Source organism: Gilliamella sp. wkB18, from assembly GCF_001690875.1.
Lineage (GTDB): Bacteria > Pseudomonadota > Gammaproteobacteria > Enterobacterales > Orbaceae > Gilliamella > Gilliamella apicola_A.
The window spans coordinates 1-26,324 of sequence record NZ_LZHM01000044.1 but is presented as its reverse complement, the minus strand read 5'-3'; the positions used below and the strand labels follow the sequence as shown (position 1 = coordinate 26,324).

The 26,324-nt window shown below is 33.7% G+C and carries 21 protein-coding genes and 1 tRNA gene; 8 read left to right on the top strand and 14 right to left on the bottom strand.

The window, feature by feature from the left end:
- Positions 1-77: 77 nt before the first annotated feature.
- Entirely contained in the window at positions 78-608 is a 531-nt protein-coding gene (dsbB, locus tag A9G48_RS04430) for a disulfide bond formation protein DsbB (RefSeq protein WP_034946902.1), read from the bottom strand.
- A 148-nt stretch (positions 609-756) separates the two neighbouring features.
- Between dsbB and rluC the strand changes: the two genes are divergently transcribed.
- Together rluC and A9G48_RS04420 are read left to right on the top strand one after the other, a co-directional pair.
- Positions 757-1,740: a 23S rRNA pseudouridine(955/2504/2580) synthase RluC gene (gene rluC / locus A9G48_RS04425; protein ID WP_034946900.1), complete on the top strand. Its 984-nt coding sequence runs from the start codon at positions 757-759 to the stop codon at positions 1,738-1,740.
- Positions 1,741-1,763: 23 nt separating this feature from the next.
- Entirely contained in the window at positions 1,764-2,426 is a 663-nt protein-coding gene (locus A9G48_RS04420; protein WP_034946897.1) for a histidine phosphatase family protein, read from the top strand.
- A 66-nt stretch (positions 2,427-2,492) separates the two neighbouring features.
- Here A9G48_RS04420 and A9G48_RS04415 read toward each other — a convergent pair whose 3' ends face one another.
- The 7 genes from A9G48_RS04415 to A9G48_RS04385 form a co-directional block, all read right to left on the bottom strand.
- Positions 2,493-3,944, bottom strand: coding sequence for a beta-barrel assembly-enhancing protease (locus A9G48_RS04415; RefSeq protein WP_034946894.1), 1,452 nt, complete (start codon positions 3,942-3,944; stop codon positions 2,493-2,495).
- 201 nt (positions 3,945-4,145) lie between these two features.
- Positions 4,146-5,867, bottom strand: coding sequence for a proline--tRNA ligase (gene proS, locus A9G48_RS04410; RefSeq protein WP_065575821.1), 1,722 nt, complete (start codon positions 5,865-5,867; stop codon positions 4,146-4,148).
- A 406-nt stretch (positions 5,868-6,273) separates the two neighbouring features.
- The gene (gene mpl / locus A9G48_RS04405) at positions 6,274-7,665 is read right to left on the bottom strand and encodes a UDP-N-acetylmuramate:L-alanyl-gamma-D-glutamyl-meso-diaminopimelate ligase (protein ID WP_034946889.1); all 1,392 of its coding nucleotides are present in this window, start codon (positions 7,663-7,665) and stop codon (positions 6,274-6,276) included.
- Between the two features lie 124 nt (positions 7,666-7,789).
- A complete protein-coding gene (gene recJ / locus A9G48_RS04400; RefSeq protein WP_051825316.1) occupies positions 7,790-9,520 on the bottom strand; it encodes a single-stranded-DNA-specific exonuclease RecJ in 1,731 nt (576 codons plus the stop codon).
- 78 nt (positions 9,521-9,598) lie between these two features.
- Positions 9,599-10,303, bottom strand: a complete 705-nt coding sequence (gene dsbC / locus A9G48_RS04395; RefSeq protein WP_034946885.1) for a bifunctional protein-disulfide isomerase/oxidoreductase DsbC — start codon at positions 10,301-10,303, stop codon at positions 9,599-9,601.
- A 24-nt stretch (positions 10,304-10,327) separates the two neighbouring features.
- Positions 10,328-11,242, bottom strand: a complete 915-nt coding sequence (xerD, locus tag A9G48_RS04390) for a site-specific tyrosine recombinase XerD (RefSeq protein WP_034946882.1) — start codon at positions 11,240-11,242, stop codon at positions 10,328-10,330.
- 233 nt (positions 11,243-11,475) lie between these two features.
- Positions 11,476-12,510: a tagatose 1,6-diphosphate aldolase gene (locus A9G48_RS04385; protein ID WP_176701990.1), complete on the bottom strand. Its 1,035-nt coding sequence runs from the start codon at positions 12,508-12,510 to the stop codon at positions 11,476-11,478.
- Between the two features lie 254 nt (positions 12,511-12,764).
- Here A9G48_RS04385 and A9G48_RS04380 point away from each other — a divergent pair, with 254 nt between their 5' ends.
- From A9G48_RS04380 to A9G48_RS04370, 3 genes are all read left to right on the top strand, one after another.
- Positions 12,765-14,084, top strand: coding sequence for an MFS transporter (locus tag A9G48_RS04380; protein WP_065575820.1), 1,320 nt, complete (start codon positions 12,765-12,767; stop codon positions 14,082-14,084).
- Between the two features lie 382 nt (positions 14,085-14,466).
- A complete protein-coding gene (adhP, locus tag A9G48_RS04375) occupies positions 14,467-15,501 on the top strand; it encodes an alcohol dehydrogenase AdhP (protein WP_034946876.1) in 1,035 nt (344 codons plus the stop codon).
- 184 nt (positions 15,502-15,685) lie between these two features.
- Positions 15,686-17,134, top strand: a complete 1,449-nt coding sequence (locus A9G48_RS04370) for an APC family permease (protein ID WP_051825313.1) — start codon at positions 15,686-15,688, stop codon at positions 17,132-17,134.
- Between the two features lie 79 nt (positions 17,135-17,213).
- On the opposite strand, the gene A9G48_RS04365 is transcribed toward A9G48_RS04370, so the two are convergent.
- Genes A9G48_RS04365 through A9G48_RS04355 form a run of 3 tightly spaced genes read right to left on the bottom strand, consistent with a single transcriptional unit; the run spans position 17,214 to position 19,345 of the window.
- Positions 17,214-18,578, bottom strand: a complete 1,365-nt coding sequence (locus tag A9G48_RS04365) for a PTS ascorbate transporter subunit IIC (RefSeq protein ID WP_034946873.1) — start codon at positions 18,576-18,578, stop codon at positions 17,214-17,216.
- A gap of 20 nt (positions 18,579-18,598) precedes the next feature.
- Positions 18,599-18,871, bottom strand: a complete 273-nt coding sequence (locus A9G48_RS04360) for a PTS sugar transporter subunit IIB (RefSeq protein WP_034946870.1) — start codon at positions 18,869-18,871, stop codon at positions 18,599-18,601.
- Between the two features lie 30 nt (positions 18,872-18,901).
- Positions 18,902-19,345 carry a PTS sugar transporter subunit IIA gene (locus tag A9G48_RS04355; protein WP_034946867.1) on the bottom strand — a complete coding sequence of 148 codons (444 nt, stop codon included), beginning with the start codon at positions 19,343-19,345 and terminating at the stop codon, positions 18,902-18,904.
- Positions 19,346-19,657: 312 nt separating this feature from the next.
- Here A9G48_RS04355 and A9G48_RS04350 point away from each other — a divergent pair, with 312 nt between their 5' ends.
- A complete protein-coding gene (locus A9G48_RS04350) occupies positions 19,658-20,689 on the top strand; it encodes a LacI family DNA-binding transcriptional regulator (protein ID WP_034946864.1) in 1,032 nt (343 codons plus the stop codon).
- Positions 20,690-20,946: 257 nt separating this feature from the next.
- On the opposite strand, the gene A9G48_RS04345 is transcribed toward A9G48_RS04350, so the two are convergent.
- The 3 genes from A9G48_RS04345 to queA form a co-directional block, all read right to left on the bottom strand.
- Positions 20,947-21,023, bottom strand: a tRNA-Pro gene (locus tag A9G48_RS04345).
- Between the two features lie 73 nt (positions 21,024-21,096).
- Positions 21,097-22,233 (bottom strand): tRNA guanosine(34) transglycosylase Tgt, encoded by a 1,137-nt coding sequence (gene tgt / locus A9G48_RS04340; RefSeq protein ID WP_065575819.1) that lies wholly within the window; start codon positions 22,231-22,233, stop codon positions 21,097-21,099.
- 362 nt (positions 22,234-22,595) lie between these two features.
- Entirely contained in the window at positions 22,596-23,633 is a 1,038-nt protein-coding gene (gene queA / locus A9G48_RS04335; protein ID WP_034946857.1) for a tRNA preQ1(34) S-adenosylmethionine ribosyltransferase-isomerase QueA, read from the bottom strand.
- Positions 23,634-23,788: 155 nt separating this feature from the next.
- Between queA and A9G48_RS04330 the strand changes: the two genes are divergently transcribed.
- Both A9G48_RS04330 and A9G48_RS04325 read left to right on the top strand, forming a co-directional pair.
- Positions 23,789-24,565 carry a M48 family metalloprotease gene (locus A9G48_RS04330; RefSeq protein WP_034946854.1) on the top strand — a complete coding sequence of 259 codons (777 nt, stop codon included), beginning with the start codon at positions 23,789-23,791 and terminating at the stop codon, positions 24,563-24,565.
- A 755-nt stretch (positions 24,566-25,320) separates the two neighbouring features.
- A partial coding sequence (locus A9G48_RS04325; RefSeq protein WP_141672956.1) for a hypothetical protein occupies positions 25,321-26,324 on the top strand: 1,004 nt, incomplete at its 3' end.

Here is a 26,324-nt window from a genome sequence, read left to right as displayed (position 1 = left end):
TAAATGTGACAATTTGTAAAATGAAATTGTCACATATTTTAACAAATTCAAAAAAAAGTGCTAGTTGAATGCAAATTTTACTTATTTTTCATTGTATTTTTTGGCGAAAAAATCTGTGAGAACAGCACAATCAAGCCAACAATAAGATAAGAAGCAAAGATGATGATCATCCACTGTGACATTTCAATAGTTAAAAATGTCCAAACTCTATCAGAGCAGGAGCCATAAGAGTTAAACATGCTAGGCAACCAAGAATTTAATGACAGCCAAGAGGGAAATTCCACATTAATTGCACAAGTATCAGCGAGATTTGGTTCAAATTGTAAGTGTGCATGGAGTGTAGCTAATCCAAAGCCCTTGTAAGCACTATAAATCCAAACAAAAATCCCAACTAATCTAAAGGTTATTTTATTAGGTGTGATGAGCCCAATAATGCTTGCAAGCATAATTCCATAAATAGCACAACGTTGATAAATACAGAGTGTACAAGGAGCAAGTCCTAAGCCATGTTGAAAGTAAAGCGCTATTAATTCAAAAGCAAAAGTTGAAAAGAAAAGTAAAAACCAAGCAAATCTTCCTTGTGAATATTGGTTAAGTTGTAATAGCATACTATTTAATTCTCCCAGATTCCGTTATAATTAGTTAACTTTAATTATGCTGAAAATAACTGATTTATTCCTTGATTGGAAGTAGTGTAGTTTATTTTCTAATAATGTAAACGACTTTTATTTACTTATAGCGGATTAAGTACTTCTTATGGACTCAAATGCTCCACATACAAAACTACAAGTCTCATTTGTTACTATTTCTGAGGAAAATGCGACACAGCGTATTGATAACTTTTTAATCACCTATTTAAAAGGTGTACCAAAAAGTATGGTTTATCGCATTTTAAGAAAGGGTGAGGTTCGTGTTAATAAAAAACGGATTAAACCTGAATATAAATTAAACATTGGCGATGAGATTCGTATCCCTCCTGTTCGTATGATTGAAAAATCTACACCAGAAATTTCGACCAAGCTTAATAAAGTCGCTGATTTAGAAAAGGCAATCATCTATGAAGATGAGGTAATGTTGGCAATTAATAAGCCATCAGGTATTGCTGTTCATGGCGGTAGTGGCCTAAGTTTTGGCGTGATTGAAGGATTACGCGCCTTAAGACCTGAAGCGAAATTTTTAGAGTTGGTGCATCGCATAGATCGCGAAACATCGGGCGTGTTATTGATTGCTAAAAAACGCTCAGCACTAAAAGCGTTACACGAGCAGTTGCGCCTTAAACAAATACAAAAAAATTATTTGGCGCTTGTTAAGGGAAATTGGCCTTCTGAATGTAAAGTGATACAAGCTCCATTGCTTAAAAATGTATTAAAAAGCGGTGAGCGTGTGGTGAAGGTTGATAAAGAGGGTAAGCCTTCTGAAACGCGCTTTAAAGTTGAGGAGCGTTTCAATTTTGCTACTTTGATTAAAGCTAGCCCTGTTACTGGTCGTACACACCAAATTCGCATACATACTCAATACGCTAATCATCCAATTGCTTTTGATGATCGTTATGGCGATAGACAATTTGATGGGTTATTAGCTGATACGAAGCTTAATCGTTTATTTTTACATGCAGCAAGTGTAAGGTTTATTCATCCTAAAAATTTGCAAGAGATGCAATTAAATGCACCAATGGATGATGTTTTGCAGGCTTGCTTGTCATATCTAAGAAAAGATAAATATCAAAAAACAGAATCTTAAAATAAAAAAGGTAGTTACTACGAATGAAAGATATTAATTTATATTTAATTAGGCATGGGCAAACGCAGTGGAATATTAAAGATCAGATGCAAGGCTCTAAAAACTCACCGTTAACTGAACAAGGTATTTTAGGTGCTAAATTGACTGGACAATATTTAAAAAATGTTCCTTTTATTCAAGCATACTCAAGTACACAACAACGAGCTATGGAAACCCGCGATTATATTGTTAATGAAAATAATATTGCTATTCCTACTTTTGAGCTTGCTGATTTGCGTGAGATGGATTTTGGTATTTGGGAAGGTAAACATGTACCGACCTTAAAACAAGAAGTGCCCGAATTTAACATTTATTTAACTGAACCGGCTAATTTTGATGCTTCAGTCAATCAGGGCGAAAATTATCTTGATATACTAGGGCGTATGAAGCAAGCGTTAAATATCATTGTAAAAAACGCACCCCAAAATACCGGTGATATTTTGGTTGTCTCACACGGTACTGTATTACGCATATTACTTTGTGTTTTAAATGGTGGTGATTGGCGTTTACATCGTGATGAGGATTATTTCCCTCGAATGCTAAATACTAGCATTAGTGTGGTTAATTATAAGCAAGGTAATGAACAATCTGAAGGGAAATTTACTGTAAAATTCTTCAATAATGTGGATCATTTAGCTGATAAATAAGTATTTTGTTATCTTCTCGACTAATGGGTGTGTAAATAATTAGTCGAGAGGGTTTTGTTAATAAAATTATCGTTTATAAGCTGCATAACGTTTTTGTAGCTGTTTTAATTGATTAATTCTTGCATCAATTTTGGAAATCATTGTCTGATCGCCTTTTGTTTGATTCTTAGCATTTTGTAATAGTTGAATGGATTGTTGAAATTGACCTTCTAATGCAATTAATTCCGCTCTAGCACTCATTTCTTTTGCTCTTGCATGTAATCCCCCGTAAGCAGTGACGAGTAATTCCCATCCATTTGAGTCATCGTTATGGTCAAAAGTATAGCGATGTAACAAGCTTACGGCTTGTTGATAGTTTTTGTTTTTTATATACGCATTAGCTAAGTTTAGTTGCAATGTAGAACTATTTGGTGCTTTTTTTAATGCTGCCTGTAGGCGAGTTATTGCAGTACTGCTATTGTTGAGCGCTAAATCAATATCAGTCATTAAATCAATATACCAAATATTATTGGGATCACTATCTAATAATGGCTGTAGTTGTTGTTTCGCTTTTTGATTATTTCCACTTAGATTATCTGCTAAAGCATTAGCATAAATAATAGCTGTTTTACTTTGTTCATTGTTTAGTTTTTTATAATCTTCAACTAATAGCTTTGCGGTATTTTTATTTTTAGCCATTAATATGGCCAATCGAGCTTTCGCTAAATAGTAGTTTAATGACGGAGATACATTTTTTTTGCTATATTGCAATGAACGATTTCGAATATCGGTTAATCGGCTGTTAGGTAATGGGTGAGTAAGTAAAATTTCGGGAGCCTTACTACTAAATCGGCTTTGATCGGCAAGTTTTTGTAGAAATTCTGATGAAGCATAAGGATCAAATCCGGCTTTAGCAAGCGTCCTAAGACCAACCCTATCAGCTTCTTGTTCATTACTTTGTGTAAAACTAATTTTACTTTGAGTTGATCCTGCTATAGTACTTGTCATGGCAGCAATACCTGCTTCAGGATTAGCCAATGTAAGTAAGATTGAACCCAGCGTAGCTCCCCAAATATAAGGGCTATTGCGGTTTTGAGCTTCCATTGATCGAGCTAAATGGCGTTGTGTTACATGACCAATTTCATGTGCCATAACCGATGCTAATTGACTTTCGTTATCTGTGTCTAAAATAAGTTTCGAATGAATAACAACATTACCACCAAAAAAAGCAAAGGCATTAAGCATATCACTTTGCATAATATAAAAATGGAAAGGTGTTTGTACTGATTCTGATTTTGAAACTAATTTTTTTCCTAAATCATTAATGTATTGATTCAAGATTGGATCTTCGATGATAGGGGCTTGTGCTCGTAACATTCGCATATAATAATCGCCCATTTCCATTTCTTGACCAATATTTAGTGTTGATGCAGCAGCAGTTCCTATATCGGGGAGATTGATATTATCAGCATAAACAATAGATGTACTTTGTAATAATAATGAGGTGGATAATATCAATGCAATTGTTTTTTTTAACATTATTCTAACCAATTAAAATAAGAGTTGCGTTAATTTATTCTAGCTGAAAAAAATAACAATATCACTTTGAATTTATAATTAGAGGTTTAACTTATTTGATGTAACATGTGTTACGAATAATAATGCCTATTCTTGAATTGGTAAAATAACAACAACTGGATTAATTTGTTGTTGTTATTTTGATTTTTATGAGTGGCTTTATTATGCTTTTTGACAGCGGTTTTGGATAAATTCAATGATGTTGTTAACTTTCACCATTACTTTATCACCACCTGAACGGTGTTTGTATTCCACTTCTCCATTATTGAGGTTGCGTTCACCAATTACGATAGTATGAGGGATCCCGATTAGTTCCGCATCAGCAAACATTACGCCAGGGCGCTCTTTTCGATCGTCAAATAAAACTTCAATGCCAGCAGCTTGTAAATCAGCATAAAGCTTTTCGGCTGTTGCTTGAACTTTTTCGGATTTGTGCATGTTCATTGGAATAATGACAACGCTAAATGGAGCAATCGCTTCTGGCCATACAATACCACGATCGTCATGACATTGTTCAATTGCAGCAGCTACAATTCGGCTTACACCAATGCCGTAGCAACCCATAATCATAACGTGGTTTTGTCCATCTTCACCTTGGACTGTTGCTTTCATTGCTTGTGAATATTTTGTGCCAAGTTGGAAGATATGTCCCACTTCAATACCTCGTTTAATTTGTAATGTGCCTTTGCCATCAGGGCTAAGATCTCCTTCAACCACATTACGGATGTCTTCAATGCGAGGTAAAGCAGTGTCACGTTCCCAATTGATATTAAAATAGTGTTTATGATCGATATTGGCACCAGCGCTAAAATCGCTCATCACAGCCACGTCACGGTCAATAATAACTGGCATATTTAAGTTAATTGGACCTAATGAGCCTGGTCCGGCATTCACAATCGTACGGATTTCTTCTTCGGTTGCAAATTCTAGTGGTGAGGCAACGATATCGATTTTTTCGGCTTTGATTTCGTTTAATGTATGATCACCTCGAACCAGTAAAGCTACTAATTGATGGCCACTCTCTTTCGTGGCTTTAACCATCAAGGTTTTTACAGTTTTTTCAATCGGCAAATTGAATTGTTCGACTAATTCGTCAATAGTTTTGGCATTAGGAGTATCGACTAACTCCATTGCTTTTGTAGGTTCAGTGCGTTTTTGTGTTGGTGCTAATGCTTGAGCCATTTCTATGTTAGCCGCATAATCAGATTCGGTTGAAAAAACAATATCATCTTCGCCACTGTCGGCTAATACTTGGAACTCATGTGACCAGTTGCCACCAATTGATCCTGTATCAGCACGCACCGCTCTAAAGTTTAAACCTGCACGTGTAAAAATTGCGCTATAGGCTTTATACATCTCATCATAAGTTTCTTGTAATGATTCTTGTGTAGTATGGAAAGAGTATGCATCTTTCATAATAAATTCACGTGAACGCATCACACCAAAGCGAGGGCGTACTTCATCTCGAAATTTGGTTTGAATCTGATACACGTTAAGTGGTAATTGTTTATATGAGCTAACTTCATTACGCAGTAAGTCAGTAATCACTTCTTCATGAGTTGGACCTAATACAAAATCACGGTCGCCACGATCTTTAATACGTAATAATTCAGGGCCATATTGTTCCCAACGTCCGCTTTCTTGCCAAATATCAGCAGGCTGTACAACTGGCATTAATACTTCTATTGCACCGGCTTTATTCATCTCTTCACGAACAATATTTTCTACTTTTTTAAGTACACGGTAACCAGTGGGAAGCCAGGTATATAAACCAGCAGCCACTTTTCGGATCATGCCTGCACGTAACATTAATTGATGGCTAATGACTTCAGCATCAGCAGGAGTTTCTTTTAGCGTAGAAAGAAGGTATTTACTGGTTCGCATAAATTTATCCTGAAAAAATAATTATATTTAAAAATATACTAAAAAATGCTAGTTAGTTTAGCAGCACCTAGCGCAACACTAAAGTAATTTTATTATTAATTGACGAGATAACAGTAGATTAATAATAAATTAGTTTAGTCGTTAATTTAAGGCAAGAAAAAAAGTATAAGTATAAATTACTTAAATTTAATTACTATGTTAACTATTAATATTTTGTGGTTTTGGGATTAAAAGTGTTTGTTAATATAAATTGATAGGAAATTTCTTTTAATTGTTAGCTTAATTGATATCTTTTGTGAGTAAAAAATTGTTGGAAGAGTAAAGATTAAATAGATGTAATTATTAAAATGTATATTTATAAGATATGCCATACGACATGATATATCTTATAAATATTGAGTATTTTCTAAATTGATTGTTGCTCTTCGCGTTCTTTAATTTCTTGTTTTTCTAATTTTTTTAAAATCTTTTTATGAATACCGCCAAAGCCACCATTACTCATAATTAAAATTGCATCAGTTGATTTAGCTGATTTAGTTATCATTTCAACAAGTAAATCGATATCACCTGACCAATATGCAGGCTGAATACAGGCATCAACAACATCAGCCACTAACCAGGGTAATTGTTCAGGTTGGAATATAAAAACTTCATCAGCACGACCTAATGATGGCGCTAATTCATCTTTCGATATACCTAATTTCATAGTATTTGAACGAGGCTCTAATACAGCAAGAATACGGCGGTTTGCGCCAATTTTACTGCGTAGTGCTTCAAGTGTAGCTAAGATAGCTGTTGGATGATGAGCAAAATCGTCATAAATTTCAATATGATTGACTTCACCATAAAGTTCTAAACGCCGTTTAGCATTAACAAAAGAACTGAGAGCTAAACAAGCATCATCAGGTTTAATACCAACATTATAAGCTGCAGCTATTGCCATTAACGCATTATGCATATTATGTTCACCTACAAGTGAATATTCAACTTCCCCCACCTTTTGGCTATTTAAATAGACGGCGAAATGACTTGCATCATTATTAATTCGTTGTGCTAACCAACCAGTTTCAGACTCGGTAAATACTTGTTCACTCCAACAGCCTTTGGTAAGTACTTGCTTGAGATTTACATCTTCATGAGGTGATATAATAAGTCCATTACTTGGCACTAATCGTACTAAATGATGAAATTGTTTTTGAATAGAATTTAGATCATCAAAAATATCAGCATGATCAAATTCTAAATTGTTCATGATAAGTGTTTTAGGGCAATAGTGCATGAATTTTGATCGCTTATCAAAAAATGAACAATCATATTCATCCGCTTCAATCACAAAAAAGTTACTTTCTCCTAACCTTGCGGAAACATCAAAATTACCCGGTACTCCACCAATAATAAAACCTTGTTGATAACCTTGTTTTTCTAAAATCCAGTTGACCATCCCTGCTGTTGTGGTTTTACCATGTGTGCCTGCCACGGCAATGACCCAGCGATCTCGTAAAACGTTATCATGCAACCATTGCGGTGCTGAAATGTAAGGGATATTATTATCTAATATATACTCAATACAAGGATTGCCCCTTGATAATGCGTTACCAATAATTACTAAATCTGGTATAGGATTGAGTTGCGATGGATCATAGCCTTCAATGATATCAATATTTTCTTTTTTTAAAAGGGTGCTCATTGGAGGATATACATTTTTATCTGATCCTGTTACTTTATGACCAAGTGAACGAGCTATTAATGCAATTCCTGCCATAAATGTGCCGCAAATTCCAAGAATATGAATACGCATTTTTAGTCCTTAATTTTGTATAAAATTTTGTAGGTAAAAATATCTCATTTTTATCAATATTATTTCAAATAATCATTTTATGTAAATTTGAAACAATTTAATAATTATAATCGATTTTTCTTGCTTAAGCGATAGGCCACAAATGCCTAATTAATAATTTAACAGCTTGATTACCTCGAAATTCATCAACATCTAAATGGTAAACAATTTTAACTTTTTTTATGGAATGATCTGGCCACTCAAGTCGGTTGACATTAAACGCAATACCTTCAATAAGTATGCTACTATTTACGGGTTCTAATAGTAGTTTTAAATGTTTGTCTGCTAATAATCTTTGTTGGTGAATAACAAATTCACCATCAAAAATTGGTTCAGAAAAACCTTCTCCCCATGGTCCTGATTCTTTTAGCAGCTTAGCTATAGAATAGGTAAAATCTTGTTTATCTACTTCACCATCAGTTTCAATAACCTGATTTAATGTATTTGAATTTAATCGGTTAACTAAAAGAGAATCAAAACATTGTCTAAAATAGGCTAAATTTTCTTCGCGTATTGTTAAACCTACAGCCATTGAATGACCACCAAAACTGACTAAAAGATCAGGGTGCATTTGATCTAATTCGTCAAGTAGATCGCGTAGATGAACACCTTGAATAGAACGCCCAGAACCTTTTAAAAAACCATTTTGTGCTGAAGCGAATGAAATAACTGGTCGGTAATATTTATCTTTTAAACGAGCTGATAATATACCGATAATCCCTTGATGCCAATCAGGATGATAAACAACTAAAGAATTTGGAATAGAAATATTTTGCTTTTCTATTTCCTCAACAAATGCTAAGGCTTCTTTGTGCATAGCCTGCTCAATTAACTTTCGATCACTATTGAGATTATCAAGATCAGTTGCTTTATTAAGCGCTATATCATAGTTATCACAAAGTAATAATTCAACGCCAAGTGACATATTATCCATTCTTCCTGCAGCATTTAATCTTGGTGCAATATAAAAGGCGAGATCTGTAGAGGTAAAGGAAGAAGGGTCTTTTTTGGCTATATGTAATAATGCTTTGATTCCTTCACAGCAATAATTTGAGCGTATTCTTTTCACACCTTGGTGAACTAATATACGGTTATTATGATCAAGTTTAACTACGTCAGCAATGGTACCTAATGCCACTAAATCTAATAAATTAGCAATATTATATTCGATCAAATTTTTGTTAGAAAACCAATTTTCTTGTCGTAATTTAGCGCGCAACGCTAACATAAAATAAAATGTTACACCAACACCAGCTAAGTGTTTAGATGGAAAAGAACAATCCGGCAAATTAGGATTAATTATCGCATCGGCATTTGGCAATTGTTCGGGACATAAATGGTGATCAGTAATAATTACTGTCAAGTTAGCTTGCTTAGCAAATTCAACTGCATCAACTGCTGAAATACCATTGTCTACCGTAATAATGAGATCTGTTTTTTGTAAAATAGCTTTTTCAACGACACTTATACTTAAACCATAACCATCTTCAAAACGATCTGGAATAATATAATCAACAAATTGGCATCCCATTGCTTTTAGCGCTTTAACAGCAAGAGCGGTACTCGTCGCACCGTCGGTATCAAAATCACCAACGATCATAATACGTTTATTACTCACCATTGCTGTATAAAGAATTTCAACTGCATTATCGATACCATATAACTTATCATAATTACATAAATTTCGTGTCGTATAATCAAGCTCTTGCATGCATGTGATACCACGCAGGGCAAAAATTCTCCGCAATAATAATGGGATATCTTTTGACAACTCTGGAAGTGATTCTGGTAATTTACGATGTAGTAGTTTATTCATATTCTTAATGTTAGCATTATGCTAACATGTATCTTCACATTAAGCTTAAATTTTAATTTATTATAAATTTGCTACAAATTAATTGGTTGATTTTTTGGCTAAAATATCAATTAATTTGTCTGCAGGTACATAACCTGAAACAAGTTGTCCATTTGGTAAAACAATCGCAGGTGTACCATTAATACCAAGCTGCCTACCTATGTTAAATTGTTGGGTTACATAAGGTATCATACTATTTGCCGGAGAAATTGATTCGCCTTTATAGGCTTTTTCAAATGCCGATTTACGATCAGCCATACTCCAAATTGATTGCATATTTTTGCCTATCTCACTATCAGCGCCAGCACGAGGAAAAGCAAAATAGTGTACTGAAATACCCACATCTAGATATTGGTTAATATTTTCGTGCAGTAATTTGCAGTAATGGCAGGTATAATCAGTAAATACAAAAATGATATATTTTTCATTTTTCGCTTTGTAAACAATGGCATCTTTTTCAATTGATTTTATTAGGTTTAAATTGTTATTATTCGCAATATTTTCAGGTTCGTTACCTTCAAAGTTGTAAATAGGACCTTGTGTTAAGTATTTACCATCATCGGAAACATAAAATAGACCGTCGGGGGTCATCACATTTTTTAATCCATTGACTGGACTATTTGAAATTTTAAAATCTTTGTCTTCATAACCTAATTTTTTCATTGTATTGGAAATATCATTGTTGCTTGCCAGTAATGGCGTTGTAATTAATGCAATACTTAAACCTAAAATTAATTTTTTCATTTAATTATCCTTATTTTGTAAGCTTTAAGCTCGAGGATGATGTTTACTATGTAACTGTTTTAATCTTTCTGTAGCGACATGTGTATATATTTGTGTTGTTGACAAACTACTGTGCCCCAATAGCATTTGAACAACGCGCAAATCTGCACCGTGATTAAGCAAATGCGTTGCGAAAGCATGGCGAAGAACATGAGGAGAAAGTAATTCAACATTTATATCAATTAGTATCGCATAATATTTTATTCGATGCCAGAATGTCTGTCGTGTCATTTTTTTGCCTAAGCGACTTGGAAAAAGTACATCTACAGGCCCATTTTTTAATAGATCATCGCGAGCATATTTAAAATAATACTCAAGCCAATAAATTGCCTCTTCGCCGAGTGGCACTAAACGTTCTTTATTGCCTTTACCTACTACTCTTACTACGCCTTGACGCAAACTAATATCGCTGATTTCTAAATTAACTAATTCGGAAACACGCAAACCTGTTGCATAAAGAACCTCTAACATTGCTTTATCACGAAGTTCGATTGAATCTTCAATATTGGGTGAATTAAGCAAGGCTTCAACTTGTGATTCAGTAAGATCTTTAGGTAGCTTCTTTGCTAATTTTGGTGATGAAAGAACGGCGGTTGGATCATCGTTGCGGTAATTTTCTTGATATAAATATTGAAAGAAACGTTTAGTAGCACTAAGCAAACGAGCGGAGCTGCTGGTTTTATAACCATCATTAACTCGTTGCATTAAAAAATATTGTAAATTATGTGTTTCTGCTGTAAGGAAGCTGACATCTTGCTGTTGTAGTGATTGACTAAGTGATAATAAATCAAGTTTGTAAGAATCAATCGTATTTTCAGCTAAATTACGTTCTAACCATATTGAGTTTAAAAACTGTTCAATGAGATTTTTATTTTGTAGTGAGGCATTTTTTTTAGGCACTATAAAGTTATCTCTGCTGATATTTATTTTTTCATATTATATATCAACTCTGCTTAGGTTGCATTTTTAATAAAATGATTTAATTAGTAACAATAGGAACTATAGGAAATCTTGTTTAAAAATAAAATTCCGCCAATGTTGATTGACGGAACGATAAAACAGATAATAGGAAAAGCTTTTTTCTCTAATTATAACCAACTATATTATAACTATAAATAATTGGTTAATGTTAATCAATTTCCTAATTCAAGATCAATAATTTCAATACTATCTTTACCACCATAAATATCATACCAAGGTGTTGCATATTGTTTTAATATCTTATTGAGATGCTCAACATTTTCACGACCAGTTTGATCTAGCCAAAGTTTTAAACCTTCTTTACCGCCATTAGCATAGGCTGCAATACCTTCAAACCATGTTGCTCTCCCTCCAAGGATGCCGCTATATTTGGCGCCATTTTCACCGGCAAAAATAAGTTCTTGGTGGAAGGTCTTTGTTGGTACACCAGCACTTAAATATATAAAAGGGCGGGTTGCTACTTCACTTGCTTGTTTAAAATAGTCAGCAGCTTGTTTTTGTGTGTAAACAACTACATTGTTGTCGTTAAAGCCTTCTACATTCTTAAACAATACGGGAACTTCGAGTTTTAAAATATCAATATAATACTGTTCTTTAGTAAACTCTTTTATCGTATTGATGACTTTTTGAGGTTTGATTTTTGCAAATTCAGGACTTTTATCATCGGTTATCACGTTATCATATACAATCGGTTCAACAAATACAGGAATATCAGCAGCTCTAGCTTCATTGCCTAAACGTTCTAAAAAAGCATGTTTTTTGTCTAAAATATCTTGAGGATCATCCGGATTATAATAAACCAATACTTTTGCGGCATCGGCACCTTTTTTTATTAGGCGTTGTAATGAATCCTCAGGCAAAATATCGGGTAATCGTCCTGGAGTATTGGCATCATATCCTGTTTTTTCGTATGACATGATTAATCCAGCATTGCTATTTTTAGCTGCCATGCCTTTAAAACCATATTCTTCATCTAACAAAATTGCACTAACATATTTAGTTAATTCTTGAGAAACAAGTTCTTTAAATTCATACACCATATCGATATGATAACGATCTTTTCCAACAGCAGATTCCATCATTTTAACCATTGAACCACGTTGATCAATCGCTAATGCTGCAATAATACCATCTTGATTTGATAATTGTTTCATGCGCGTGAATTTACCACGAGTAATACGTTTTATAGCCATTTTGCAACTCTCCTTTAAGAATAAAATCTTCTCATTGTAGGTTTTTGCTTGCTTGTTTATTAATCATTTGGTGCTGGTTTTATCTATCCCCATCATTTGTTATATTTCATTTTTATTTTTACTATTTTTTGAAAAAAACTTATGATTATCTTTTTTAGTTAATATTTTATTTTCCAAAAATTAGGGAATTCGTTATATTAATACACAATATTAAAGTTTAATGTAAATAATAATTTACAAGGATGATTATGCTGGACATAGTAACCACTACGCAGATACGCACATTAAACCATCAAGATTATAAAACATTGGCGCTTTCTGCATTAGGTGGAGCATTAGAATTTTATGATTTTATTATTTTTGTCTTTTTTTCAATAACTATTGGTTATCTCTTTTTTCCAAATGATATGCCAGCTTGGTTAAGTCAAGTTCAAACATTTGGTATTTTTGCTGCGGGATATTTAATACGCCCATTGGGTGGAATTATTATGGCGCACTTTGGTGATCTTTTAGGCCGAAAAAGAATGTTTACACTAAGCATATTGCTTATGGCATTACCCACATTATTTATAGGTTGTTTACCCACTTACACAAATATTGGTATTTGGGCTCCTTTATTACTTTTACTTATGCGCTTATGTCAAGGCTTAGCTGTAGGCGGTGAAGTCCCTGGAGCTTGGACTTTTGTTGCAGAACATGTACCGAAAAATAAAATTGGCTTAGCTTGCGGAATTTTAACAAGTGGTTTAAGTCTAGGCATTTTACTTGGTTCATTAGTTTCAACTGCGATGAATAAATTTTTATCTTCTGAACAGATAATGGATTGGGGCTGGCGTATTCCATTTATTATTGGTGGTGTTTTTGGATTGATTGCGATGTATTTACGTCGTTGGTTAAAAGAAACACCAATTTTTCTTGAAATTAAAAAACGTAAACAACAAGAATTATCTAAAAAAATACCTGTTATTACGGTATTAACTCAATACTTGCCTCAAACCATTTTATCAATGCTACTTACATGGGTACTTTCTGCTGGTATCATGGTTATCATGCTCATGACGCCAATTTTGTTACAAAAACAGTTTGGTTATTCACCGATTGATGCGTTGCAGGGTAATATATTAGCAATTATTGGATTAATTATAAGCTGCACTTTCTATGGCATGATGATGGATAGATTTTCTATAGGTAATGTTTTGTTTATTGGATGTTTTATTGCAGCAATTATGATCATTATCTTTTATTTTTGGTTAGATAATCCTCATATTTTATTTATTACTTACTCGCTGACAGGATTTAGTATAGGTATAGTTGGTTCTTTTTCTTATTTTATGGTTAAAGTGTTTCCTGCGCAAATTCGTTATAGTGGAGTCTCGTTTTCATTCAATATGGCCTATGCTATTGCAGGAGGCATAACGCCTTTACTGATTTCATTTTTTAGTGATTTCGTCAGTAAAATGGCTCCCACTATTTATGTGGTTGGATTATTTTGCTTAGGCGCCTTCATTGGATTATTTTTATTAATCAATAATAATTGCCAGAAATATCTTGCTACAGACATGAAATAAACGTAATTATTATCAATAATAAGGAACGAATATTTGTTACTCGTTCCTGTAAAATAAAAACATATTAGCGTTGTCTTCAAAATTACTTAAACTTTATCTTTTTTAAATAGCTAAATATTTGTTGATTTTCTTACATATCCATTAAAGTCATATCACTTTTTGCGGCTTTATTAATTACCAAACGGCATAGAATCCTGAGATATTTTTTACAAAAATATAATCTAACAAATGAATAGTTATACAAATACCACATAGTAATTACACTGCTGTAGAAATAATTATTCTTTTATAAATTTGTGAAATTACTCATATTTTTTCAAAATAATTCGTTTAGAATGATAATCAATTATATTTTAACTTTAAAATTATTTAGGAGAAAAATATGAAAGCTGCTGTTATCAAACAAGAATGCGATGGACAAGTCGAAATTAAAGATATCCCAGTTCGTCCTTTAGAAGAGGGAGAGGCACTTGTTGACGTTGAATATTGTGGTCTTTGCCATACTGATCTCCATGTTGCAGCAGGGGATTTTGGTAAACAACCTGGACGCGTTATAGGACATGAAGGTGTAGGGATTGTGACTAAAGTTGCCCCAGATGTAAAAAGTCTAAAAATTGGTGATCGAGTAAGTATTGCATGGTTTCATGCAGGTTGTGGTACTTGTGAATATTGTATTTCTGGAAATGAAACATTTTGCCGCAGCGCATTAAATTCAGGTTATAGCGTAGATGGAGGTATGGCAGAACAGTGCATAGTTAAGGCTGATTATGCGGTTAAAGTGCCAGAAGGGCTTGATCCAGCACAAGCAACAAGTGTAACTTGCGCTGGTGTGACTACTTATAAGGGTATTAAAGTGGCTGGTACTAAACCAGGGCAATGGCTTGCTGTATTTGGTATTGGTGGATTAGGAACGCTCGCTATCGAATATGGTAAAAAAGTTTTTAATAATAAAATCGTTGCAATCAGTAATAGTGATAATCAATTAGAATTATGTAAAACACTAGGTGCTGATTTGGTCGTTAACCCTAAAAAAGTTGAGGATGTGGGAGATTATATTAAAGAACACACTGGAGGTGGAGTGCACGGTGCTGTTGTAACTTCTGTGACTAAAACAGCATTCAATCAAGCTATCAATTCAGTGCGACCTTTAGGGCGAGTGGTTGCCTTAGGTCTGCCTTCAGAAAATATGGATTTAAGTATTCCTAAAACAGTATTAGATGGTATTCAAGTTTTAGGTTCATTGGTTGGCACTCGTGAAGATTTAGCCGAAGCATTTCAGTTTAGTGCAGAAGGTAAGGTCGTGCCGATAGTTGAAAAAAGGCCATTGGAAGATATCAATGATATGATCGACGAAATGAAAGCAGGTAAAATTCGAGGTCGTATGGTTGTAGATATGAAAATGAAGAAGACTAAATAAGTTAACCTTAATTGTAATTCAAAAAGCTAGCTATATGCTGGCTTATTTTTATAAATAAAAATATTATTTATTTTATTTATTTAGTTTTTTATATAAACGATACTAATCTTCCTTGTGTTTTATGAATAATTCCCTATCATAACAAAATTTCGCCGTTAATTTTATATGTTTTAAGAGGAACTTTATGGCAGAGCACAATTTAGAGAATAACTTGCGCAAGGATCTTGGTTTAGTTTCTGCATTATCACTAGTTGTTGGAATGGTTTTAGGTGCAGGAGCTTTTATGAAACCACCATCAGTATTAGAAGTTACTGGTGATTATAATTATGCGCTATTAGCGTGGATAATAGGTGGCGCCATTTCTATTTGTGGCGGGTTAACACTTTGTGAATTAGGTGTAATGTTCCCAAAAACAGGAGGAATGCTAGTTTATTTAGAAAAAATATATGGCACCAAAATTTCTCATCTCTATGGTTGGATGATGACAGTTATTTTTGCTCCTTCATTAGTTGGAGCGTTGGTTGGATATTTTAGTTCAGTATTTTGTCTATTATTTAATATTGATGATTCTTATACAATGGCGGTAAGTGCTGGTGTTTTGGGTTTTATTGCTTTTATTAATGCTATTGGTATTAGAGAGGCAGGTTATTTACAGACAATTGCTACTGTTTGTAAACTTATTCCTATATTGTTATTGGCTATATTTGGATTATGTGAAGGAAATGGCCAAGTCGCATTATTCACTGCTAGTGGTCAAGGTATTGAATCTTATGCTCCTTTTGCAGTAGCTATTCTCGCCACCCTCTTTGCTTATGATGGTTGGGCACAAGTTGCATCAGTAGCTGGTGAGATTAATAATCCATCAAAAATATTACCTAAGGCGATTATTTTTGGCATTATTTTTCTTGTTGTTGTTTACGCTTGTATTAATATTGCATTATTTAAGATTTTTCCTGTCCAAGAGATGATTTCACTAGGTCATGATGCATCATCTGTTGCTTCACAACGGATGTTTGGACATTTTGGCGGAAATTTAGTTGCTGTTGGTATTATGGTTTCGATTCTTGGCGGAATTAATGGATATATTATGACGTTATCTCGTACTATATTTAGTATGGCTGAGAGGGGAACTATTATTGGCGCGCGTTATTTAAGTACTATTGATGATGATAGCCGCTCACCTGTTAATGCGATTATTGTTTTAGTTATTTTTTCTTTCTTATATTCAACGCTTCTTGATGCAGACCGTTTATCAGAAATCTCAATGTTTTCAATTTGGGTATTTTATTTACTAACGTTCGTTGGAGTGATGGTTGCTCGTAAAAAATACCCAGAAGTACATAGGCCTTATAAAGTTATTGGTTATCCAATAATTCCCATCATTGCAATGCTAGGGGCTGCTTATGTTATTTATGGTATGTTAGTTTACCAAACCATAAATGGTATTGTTTCTATCGTACTGACTTTAATTGGTTTGCCAATATATTATTATTACTATGGTAAAAATAAAAATAGAGAGCTTTCTCTTGGTGAAATGAAAAAATATACAATAAAAAGAATGGTAATCATTGCAGTTTCAACAATTATTATTGTAAATTTGTTTGTTGCTTATGGTTTTTTTGTTAGCAACTAAAATTAAAAGAGTTTATGAAAAAATGCCAGGCAAATTGTCTGGCATAATATTTTTTATAAATGAGATAATGATTATTGACTCAATGTTCTCTTTGATGCTTTTTAGGTTTAAAGGCATAGTTGAATGTTACCAATAATGCAAAAATAGCAATAAAAATCCCCATTATAATATCTTTATTAAGCCATTTAGCCATATTACCTAAAATAATCCCAATACCACAAAAATCTACATCTGAAAAAGTTGTATTTGCAAAACCAAGTGATCCTAAAACAGGTAATAAAAGAACTGGTAAAAATGTCACTAATAAACCATTAGCGAATGCGCCAAGCATTGCACCTCGGCGACCGCCCATAGCGTTACCAAATACACCTGCTGTGGCACCACAAAAGAAATGAGGAACAACACCAGGTAATATAAGAACGAAATCTAATTGCCCTAAAAAAAATAGTCCAACTAAGCCACCAAGGAAACTAAATAAAAATCCAACAAGCACAGCATTAGGGGCATATGGAAATACTACGGGACAATCAAGAGCTGGTTTTGCATTAGGTACTAATTTTTCTGAGAAGCCTGTAAATGCAGGTACAATTTCGGCCAGAATTAATCGTACACCTTGAAGAATAATAAATACACCGGCAGCAAAGGTAATCGCTTCTATAATCGCATAAACTAAATAATTTTCACCGCTACTTAGTTCTTTTTCGACATAAGAAGAACCAGCAAATATGGCTAAAATGAGATAAATAACCATCATTGTTAATGAAATTGAGATTGAACTATCTCGTAAAAAACTTAGATTCTTAGGTAAATTCATATCTTCTGTTGATCGAGATTTTTTACCTACAGCTTGCCCAATCCAGCCAGCTAATACATATCCTAAAGTACCAAAATGACCAAATGCGACATCACTATTACCCGTAATTTTATGCATGTGAGGTTGTGCTAAAGCAGGGAAAAATGCCATGATGAGTCCCAGAACTAACGAACCTGTGAATACAAGTTGCCAGCCACCAAATCCTGCTACAGTTAAAATAATACTAATCATACAGGCCATATAAAAAGTATGGTGTCCTGTCAAAAAGATAAATTTTAAACGAGTAAAACGCGCAACGATAATATTGGCAACCATGCCAAATGCCATAATTAATGCGGTTGCTGTACCATATTGTTCTAACGCCATAGAAACAATTGCTTCATTATTAGGAATAATTCCTTGTAATTTAAAAGCCTGTTCAAACATGCTCCCCAATGGAGTAATCGCACTGATTAGAACTGTTGCTCCACCACCTAATACCAAAAATCCGAGAATCGTTTTAATAGTTCCTTTAATCGTATCAGCAAATGGCTTTCGTTGAATCAATAATCCAATCATAGCAATAAGACCAACTAATACAGCAGGAACCTTTAAAATATCAACAATAAATTTTACTATTTCTTGAATCATAGCAATACCTCATGATTTAATCAGCTTTTAGCAAAATGCTCAACGAGTTTTGATTCTAGATCGTTGATATCAATAATATTGCTTAGTACGACTAATTTATCTGCAGGGATTCCTGAGCTAGTGGCTAAATCTTTTGTCATAACAAACAGATCGGCTTGATCTGGTGCTATAGACGCAAGATCTGCATGCGTAACTTCAGCATCAACATTTAATTTTTTTAGTACTTTTTTAATATTCATTTCTACCATAAAACTACTACCTAAACCTTGACCACAAACAGCCATAATTTTCATATCTTTTTCCTTTAGTTAGTCTTATTAAATTTAATAACGATTAATTATTGATAGAATTTGTTCACGATGTTGGGCATTAAAAATTGTCTGAATATCGTTTACTTCAGTAAACAATGTTGCTAATTGAGTTAACATTTCTATGTGACTTGTATTATCAATTGCAGCTAATAATGTAATTAAATATACGGGGTCATTATCAGCTGAGTTGAAGTTGACACCGTGTTTCACAACTAACATGGATAATCCTAACTGATTCACACCTTGCTCAGGTCTGGCATGAGGCATAGCAATACCTGGAGCCAACACATAGTAAGACCCCATTGTTTCATGCGATTTAAAAATTGCCTCAATATAGTTAGGGGAAATAGTATTATTAGTTAATAAAGGCGATGCACAAAGCTGTATAGCTGCTTTCCAATCACTAACAGAATCAACAACATTTACTGTTTGTTGTGTTAAATATCTTGCGAGCATTTTCTCTCCATTAAAATATTTATGACAATTTATTAAATAAACTATCATATGGTTTAAACATAGCCACCTATAAGATAATAGAAATGTGATAGCGCTATCAAACTTGAATGAAATTTTATTTATTTTGTGATTTAGATAACATTTTTAATGAATTAATCAAAAATAACCCTATTAATAAAATAATATTATCTAAAAAATTGTCATTTAAAATAATAGGCTATTGGCGTTCACATTAATTTATCGCTAGCTTGATGATGGTTAAAATCAACATTCCTTAGATACTGCTTAGCTCAGATTAAATTAGGATAAAAAATGCAAAGTGTAAAAAAGCGAAGAAGTACAGGGCAGATTACTTTATTCGATGTGGCTAAATATGCAGGTGTGGGCACTATGACTGTGTCTCGTGCTTTACGCACTCCTGGAAGAGTTTCAGATAAACTTCGCAAAAAGATTCAAATTGCTATTGATGTGTTAGGATATAAACCAAATGTGGCAGCGAGTTTGTTAGCCTCTGCATCGGCTAACCCAGTTATTGCGGTTATAACCACAAAAATCCATGATCATTCTGCTCAAATCTTACTTGATGCATTACAAGCAAGTTTAACTAAACAAGGATATACAATATTGTTTGTTGAATCTGACTATTATTATAAACGAGAATCACAGTTGCTGGATAATCTATACAATTATAACCTTGAAGCAATATTGTTATTTTATGTCGAAAATGACGCTATTATTGAAAACATTAATTTAAAAAAAATGATTCCAATTATGAATATTGGTAAGCGAGATGATATATCAGCAGATGCTTACGTAGGGTTAGATAATAGTTTGGCAATGTATATGTTAACCGAACATATAATAAAAAAAGGTTATCAAAATATTGGATTACTCTGTGCTAGCCATCAAAATTTTCTTTTTCAACAACGTTTACATGGCTGGTATAAAGCAATGTTAGATTATCATTTACCTACTCACCGAGTTATCAATGCTGCTCTACCTCCCAACTTTAGTACTGGAAGTTTATTACTTTCCGATATACTGTTAAATTGGCCTGAAATTAATGCATTAATTTGCACTACAGATGAATTAGCATGCGGTGTGCTTTATGAGTGCCAACGGCGACATATCCGAGTACCTCACCAATTAGCTGTTAGTGGATTTGGTGATAACGAGTTTAGTCAATTCAGTTTTCCTCCTTTAACAACGGTATCTTTACCGTCTGAAAAAATAGGAGAATATCTAGCGAGTCAATTATTAAATAAGTTAAGAGGTGAAACTCATTGTCATAAGCCAGATTTGTCTGTGTTAGTTCCTACACTTCGTTTAAGAACAAGCAGTTAGTTATTATTGGATGGATTTTGAGTATGCCTCTAATTTACTAGTAAGTAACTCTAAAAATAATGAATAATTGCATCAGGTTATGGCTATTTTATTTAAATTTATTTGCCAAATAAGATATATGTCAATGCTAAGCCTTCTATCTTGATTTTTTACAGGGAACTTGTCAAAGAGTAAATACTGAACCCAAAGGCACCAATTTTCCGTAAGCTATAGTAATAAAAGGAAGAAAGATTTTTAAAATGTCAGAAAATAGGTAGTGGTCGGCGAGAGAGGATTCGAACCTCCGACCCACTGGTCCCAAACCAGTTGCGCTACCAAGCTGCGCTACTCGCCGTTAGGAAGCGCATGATACTGCGCTTCCTAAAAAGTGTCAAGACTTACCACGAAAAATTATGCTTTTTATTTCCTTATTTTGATAAAGGAGCGGGTGTTTTACCAATACGTTGATAAAATTCAACAACAAAACCCTCATAACTTTTATTAGCAACCGCCTCTCGAATTTCTGCCATTAAGCGTTGATAATAGCGTAAATTATGAATAGTATTTAACCTAGCGCCTAAGATCTCACCACATTTATCTAAGTGATGGAGGTACGATTTAGTATAATTTTTACACGTATAACAGTCACAATATGGATCAAGAGCCGAGGTATCATCTTTATATTTAGCATTACGAATTTTAACTACACCATTTGTCACAAATAGATGACCATTACGTGCATTACGGGTTGGCATTACACAGTCAAACATATCAATACCACGGCGTACGCCCTCTACTAAATCTTCAGGTTTACCTACACCCATTAAATAACGAGGCTTATCAGCAGGCAATTGTGGGCATGTGCCTTCTAAAATGCGATGCATATCGGCTTTAGGTTCACCAACGGCAAGTCCTCCAACAGCGTATCCGTCAAAACCGATTTCAGTTAATCCTTTAATAGAAATATCACGTAATTCTTGGTGTATACCTCCTTGCACAATGCCAAAAAGCGCATTTTTATTGCCTAATTCGTCAAAACGCTGACGGCTACGTTTTGCCCAACGTAATGACATCTCCATTGATTTTTTAACATAGTCCCATTCGGCTGGAAAGGGGGCACATTCATCAAAAATCATCACAATATCTGAACCAAGATCATATTGGATTTCCATTGAAATTTCAGGAGATAAGAAAATTGAATCACCATTAATAGGATTACGGAAATAAACACCTTCTTCTTTAATTTTTCGGATATCGCCAAGACTAAAAACTTGGAATCCACCTGAATCAGTTAAGATTGGTCCAGGCCATTGCATAAAATCATGTAAATCTCCATGTTTACGCATAATTTTTTGTCCAGGTCTTAGCCATAAATGAAAGGTGTTGCCAAGTAATATTTGTGCGCCTGTTGCAGCCACTTCTTCTGGCGTCATGCCTTTTACTGTGCCATACGTGCCAACAGGCATAAATGCTGGGGTTTCAACAATATATTCGACGCCACGACGTTCGAATTTCATACGTCCTCGACGAGCTAGCCCGTCAGTATTGCCTAGTTCAAATTTCATTTTTTTGTTAACCTCTTGCGACCAAATAAACAGTTTGGCACAAATTAATTATTACCATAATACATTTTGTATCAACAAATTGACCATCTAGTTTATCGTTCCTAGCTTAGATAGACAACTTTTAGAAAGGATTAAAACATTTTAACCCATGTTATTTCATTATTATCATGTTTAATAGCGTGCTCACCTATCAGTTGTCAAAAACAAAATAATCAAACTTTATTAATTATATCAGTACAAAAAATCATCAAAACAAGTTGTTTTAGCAATTAGTTAACAAGCATTCCTAATTGGCTAACTAAAGCTTAATCAGAGTTAATTCGATGCATTTTTCAGAAAGCCAATAATATTAAATAGAAATATTACTCATCGTTCTGCTTAGCAATAAACATAGCATCACCATAGCTAAAGAATCGATACAGCTCTTTTACGGCTTGTTGATAAGCGTTCATAGTATTTTCATAACCAGCAAAGGCTGAAACTAGCATAATTAATGTTGATTCAGGTAGATGAAAATTTGTGATTAATGAATCGACTACATTAAAATGATAACCAGGATAAATAAAAATTTGTGTGTCACCAAAAAATGGTGTGATGCAGCCAGTTTTTTGAGCGGCGCTTTCTAGCGCTCTAACAGATGTTGTGCCAACAGCAATGACTTTATTTCCACGAAATTTACAAGTTAGAACTGCATCTACTACTGATTCAGGAACTTCAGCATATTCCGCGTGCATAACATGTGATTCAATATTTTCAACTCTAACTGGTTGAAAAGTGCCAGCACCAACGTGTAAAGTGACAAAAGCGATTTCTGCGCCTTTTTCTTTCAGTTTTGCTATTAAAGGATCATCAAAATGCAGACCAGCTGTAGGAGCAGCAACAGCGCCTGGCACTTTACTATAAACAGTTTGATAAACCTCATGATCTTGCTCATCATCTGGGCGATCGATGTAAGGAGGGAGCGGAATATGCCCTATTTTATTCAAAATACTGAGTACATCATTCGGAAATTGCAATTCAAATAAGGTATCATGCCGAGCTAACATGGTTACTCTGATTGGTTCATTTTCTCCTAATAACAATTCTGTTCCTGCTTTAGGCGATTTTGATGCTTTAATATGGGCAAGTGCTCGGTTATTATCTAATAATCTCTCAATTAGTATTTCAATTTTTCCTCCCGACATCTTTTTACCATATAGGCGAGCAGGAATCACTTTTGTATTATTAAAAATCAGCAAATCACCAGGATTGATTTTCTCAATAATATCAGTAAATACACCATGTTCAATTTTGCCGGTATTACCATCAAGAGATAAAAGTCGGCAGCTACTTCTTATTTTAGAAGGATGCTTTGCTATAAGTTCTTTCGGAAGCGTAAAATTAAAATCGGATAGTTGCATAATTATAAACCTTAAAAATGAAGAACTAGTCTAAATGCCATAAAATAAGTAAGCAAGCAATTATTTATTGATTATTATCAAAGTTAGTTTAAAATTCGTTTCGGTTAACTGACGTTATCAAAAAAATCAATTATTATTTATATAAGGAAAATAGTATGAAAAAACATTCAAAAGCCTTTTTTGCTGTACTTCCTTTAGTTGCTTCAATGTCATTAGTTGGCTGTAACAGCATGGGCTTTGATGATTATGCTAATTTTGGGATGAGAGGTATAAAAGCTGCAACTCTTAGTGATAATGAAGTGAAAACGTTGAGTGCCAAATCATGCGCTCAAATGGATGCTAAATCAAGAATTGCCCCAGCAAACAATGCTTATACTAAACGATTAAGAAAGATTAGTAAAACACTTGGTAATAATTTAAATGGAATACCAATTTCATATAAAGTATATCTTACAAAAGATGTTAATGCATGGGCAATGGCTAATGGATGTGTTCGTGTTTATAGTGGTCTAATGGATATGATGACTGATAATGAAATTCAAGGCGTTTTAGGGCATGAATTAGGTCATGTTGCTTTAGGTCATAGTAAAAAAGCTATGCAAGTTGCTTATGCAACTGAGATTGCTCGTGATGCAGCTGCTAGTTCTGGAAATGCTGCAGTAACTACACTATCTAAATCTAAATTAGGAGCTTTGGCTACAGCAGTTGTTAATGCTCAATTCTCTCAGACCCAAGAAAAAGAAGCTGATAACTATTCTTTTGATCTCTTAGTTAAGAAAAAAATTAATCCTGCAGGGCTTGCAACAGCTTTCGATAAGTTAGGTAGTGGTGATACATCATTATTAAGTAGTCATCCATCCTCATCATCACGAGCAGCAAATATTCGTAAAAAAATTGCAGATTTGAAAAAACTAACAGAATTGAAGAAATAAATACTGTAGACTAAGTTGAAAGGCGCCACTACGGCGCTTTATTTATTTTCAAATGAATGGTTAAAATAAATTTACTTTAGTAAGTTGCACTTTCTTAAATTAACTTATTAATCTGCTTTGACTAAACATTTTAAATAATTTGACTTAACTATTAAATTAATAGTTATGGTTTAATCCTTATCTTTATTGTTATCAAAACATTAATAATTTATTAAATTATTTCTCAAAAGTTAATATTCAAATAATCCGAAACACATAATGTTGCTATATTACTAGTTAATAATGAACTAGTTTAAATCAATTTAAACTTTCAATCTTTTTAAAGAAAAAAATAAAATACCTTTGCAAAATTGTATATTTAAAACGCTAATTCCTTATATTTTAAAATATAAGTGTTAATTATAATAATTATTGAATATTTGTAATGATAAATGTATTATTACGAAAATTTTTTGATAATTTAGTTTTAAATAATTTTTATTTCGTAAATTATCTTAAAATTAATTGTTCGGACATCGATCACCTTTATAGGCATTGACTAGTATTTAAACCAATACCTACCAAATGGTTTTTGATAGTTGCTATAAATCATCAATTCATTGTTTATGACGATGAAGTAATTATTATATAAATTGTGGATGCATTAATGGAAGTTGCTACATCAATTAACTGATAGATAGATTGTTATCGTTACTTACAGTGGTTTAGAGTTAATTAAAAAAGCAATTGACATTAAGGTAAAGGAAGTAAAAGTAATGAAAAAACATAACTGGACTCGGCATTTGCCTTGCCTAGGCGTAAGTGCTGCTTTTTTACTTAGTTCAAATACTATTTATGCTGGCACGCACTATGTACCTAAACTAAATGTTATTCGGGATGAATTTAATACAGAAGAGAAGCTTAATCTCAGTATTTATAACCCAAAAGTTAAGTTAACATCCGATGGGTTATTTACCACTCCAATGGGGCTTTATGTCTACACCAACTATCCCACCAAAATAGCCGAATATCAAATTACAATTTACCGACAATCGGACGTGGATAATCAATATCCATTAAAGACATTGCGTTTTAGTGATATTAGTCCTTATGAAGCGGTATTATGGAATGGTGATACCGATAATGGTGAGCCGTTATCGATTGATACAGAGTATAAAGCGGTTTTAACTACGATTAGTCATACAGGATTAAAAGATAATGTTTATGCGGTAATGTTTCGTACTTTGGGTCATGGCGTGACTCAAGAAAGTGATTTTATTGCTTATACTAAACCCAATGTTGAAGCTGATTTGGTTAATAACGGAGCGTTATTTTACGGTCAATTAAAATCCGACAGTACGATTCCTGGATTTGGGCAAAGTCGTATTGATCATCAAGGTATAGTTGCCTCAGCTCAAGATCGTAAGGTAGTAATACAAATGAGCGGTCTGAACGATAAGAAAGAAGTCATGCTAAATGGTCAGCGATTGGTGGTGGATAATCATGGTCGAGCCATGCGTGAGCTGATTTTGTCTCCTGGTGAATATGAATTTAATTTAAGTTGGCAAGATGAAGAAGGTCAACGCCAATCTCAAAATGAGAAGTTGGTTGTTGAACAAGAAGACGATATTTTTTACGTAGGTATTGTGGATATTACTTATGCACAAAATAATGTGACAGGAGAAGGTAAAGCCATATTAGAAGAAGCTGACAGTCATCATTACAGCGGCAAGGGCAGTTGGGATGGTCGGGTTGCATTTTATTTAAAAGCCAACAAGGG

Coding starts and splice junctions, on each gene's coding strand:
- dsbB (WP_034946902.1), bottom strand. CDS start 608: ATGCTATTACAACTTAACCAATATTCACAAGGAAGATTTGCTTGGTTT.
- rluC (WP_034946900.1), top strand. CDS start 757: ATGGACTCAAATGCTCCACATACAAAACTACAAGTCTCATTTGTTACT.
- A9G48_RS04420 (WP_034946897.1), top strand. CDS start 1,764: ATGAAAGATATTAATTTATATTTAATTAGGCATGGGCAAACGCAGTGG.
- A9G48_RS04415 (WP_034946894.1), bottom strand. CDS start 3,944: ATGTTAAAAAAAACAATTGCATTGATATTATCCACCTCATTATTATTA.
- proS (WP_065575821.1), bottom strand. CDS start 5,867: ATGCGAACCAGTAAATACCTTCTTTCTACGCTAAAAGAAACTCCTGCT.
- mpl (WP_034946889.1), bottom strand. CDS start 7,665: ATGCGTATTCATATTCTTGGAATTTGCGGCACATTTATGGCAGGAATT.
- recJ (WP_051825316.1), bottom strand. CDS start 9,520: ATGAATAAACTACTACATCGTAAATTACCAGAATCACTTCCAGAGTTG.
- dsbC (WP_034946885.1), bottom strand. CDS start 10,303: ATGAAAAAATTAATTTTAGGTTTAAGTATTGCATTAATTACAACGCCA.
- A9G48_RS04380 (WP_065575820.1), top strand. CDS start 12,765: ATGCTGGACATAGTAACCACTACGCAGATACGCACATTAAACCATCAA.
- adhP (WP_034946876.1), top strand. CDS start 14,467: ATGAAAGCTGCTGTTATCAAACAAGAATGCGATGGACAAGTCGAAATT.
- A9G48_RS04370 (WP_051825313.1), top strand. CDS start 15,686: ATGGCAGAGCACAATTTAGAGAATAACTTGCGCAAGGATCTTGGTTTA.
- A9G48_RS04365 (WP_034946873.1), bottom strand. CDS start 18,578: ATGATTCAAGAAATAGTAAAATTTATTGTTGATATTTTAAAGGTTCCT.
- A9G48_RS04360 (WP_034946870.1), bottom strand. CDS start 18,871: ATGAAAATTATGGCTGTTTGTGGTCAAGGTTTAGGTAGTAGTTTTATG.
- A9G48_RS04355 (WP_034946867.1), bottom strand. CDS start 19,345: ATGCTCGCAAGATATTTAACACAACAAACAGTAAATGTTGTTGATTCT.
- A9G48_RS04350 (WP_034946864.1), top strand. CDS start 19,658: ATGCAAAGTGTAAAAAAGCGAAGAAGTACAGGGCAGATTACTTTATTC.
- tgt (WP_065575819.1), bottom strand. CDS start 22,233: ATGAAATTTGAACTAGGCAATACTGACGGGCTAGCTCGTCGAGGACGT.
- queA (WP_034946857.1), bottom strand. CDS start 23,633: ATGCAACTATCCGATTTTAATTTTACGCTTCCGAAAGAACTTATAGCA.
- A9G48_RS04330 (WP_034946854.1), top strand. CDS start 23,789: ATGAAAAAACATTCAAAAGCCTTTTTTGCTGTACTTCCTTTAGTTGCT.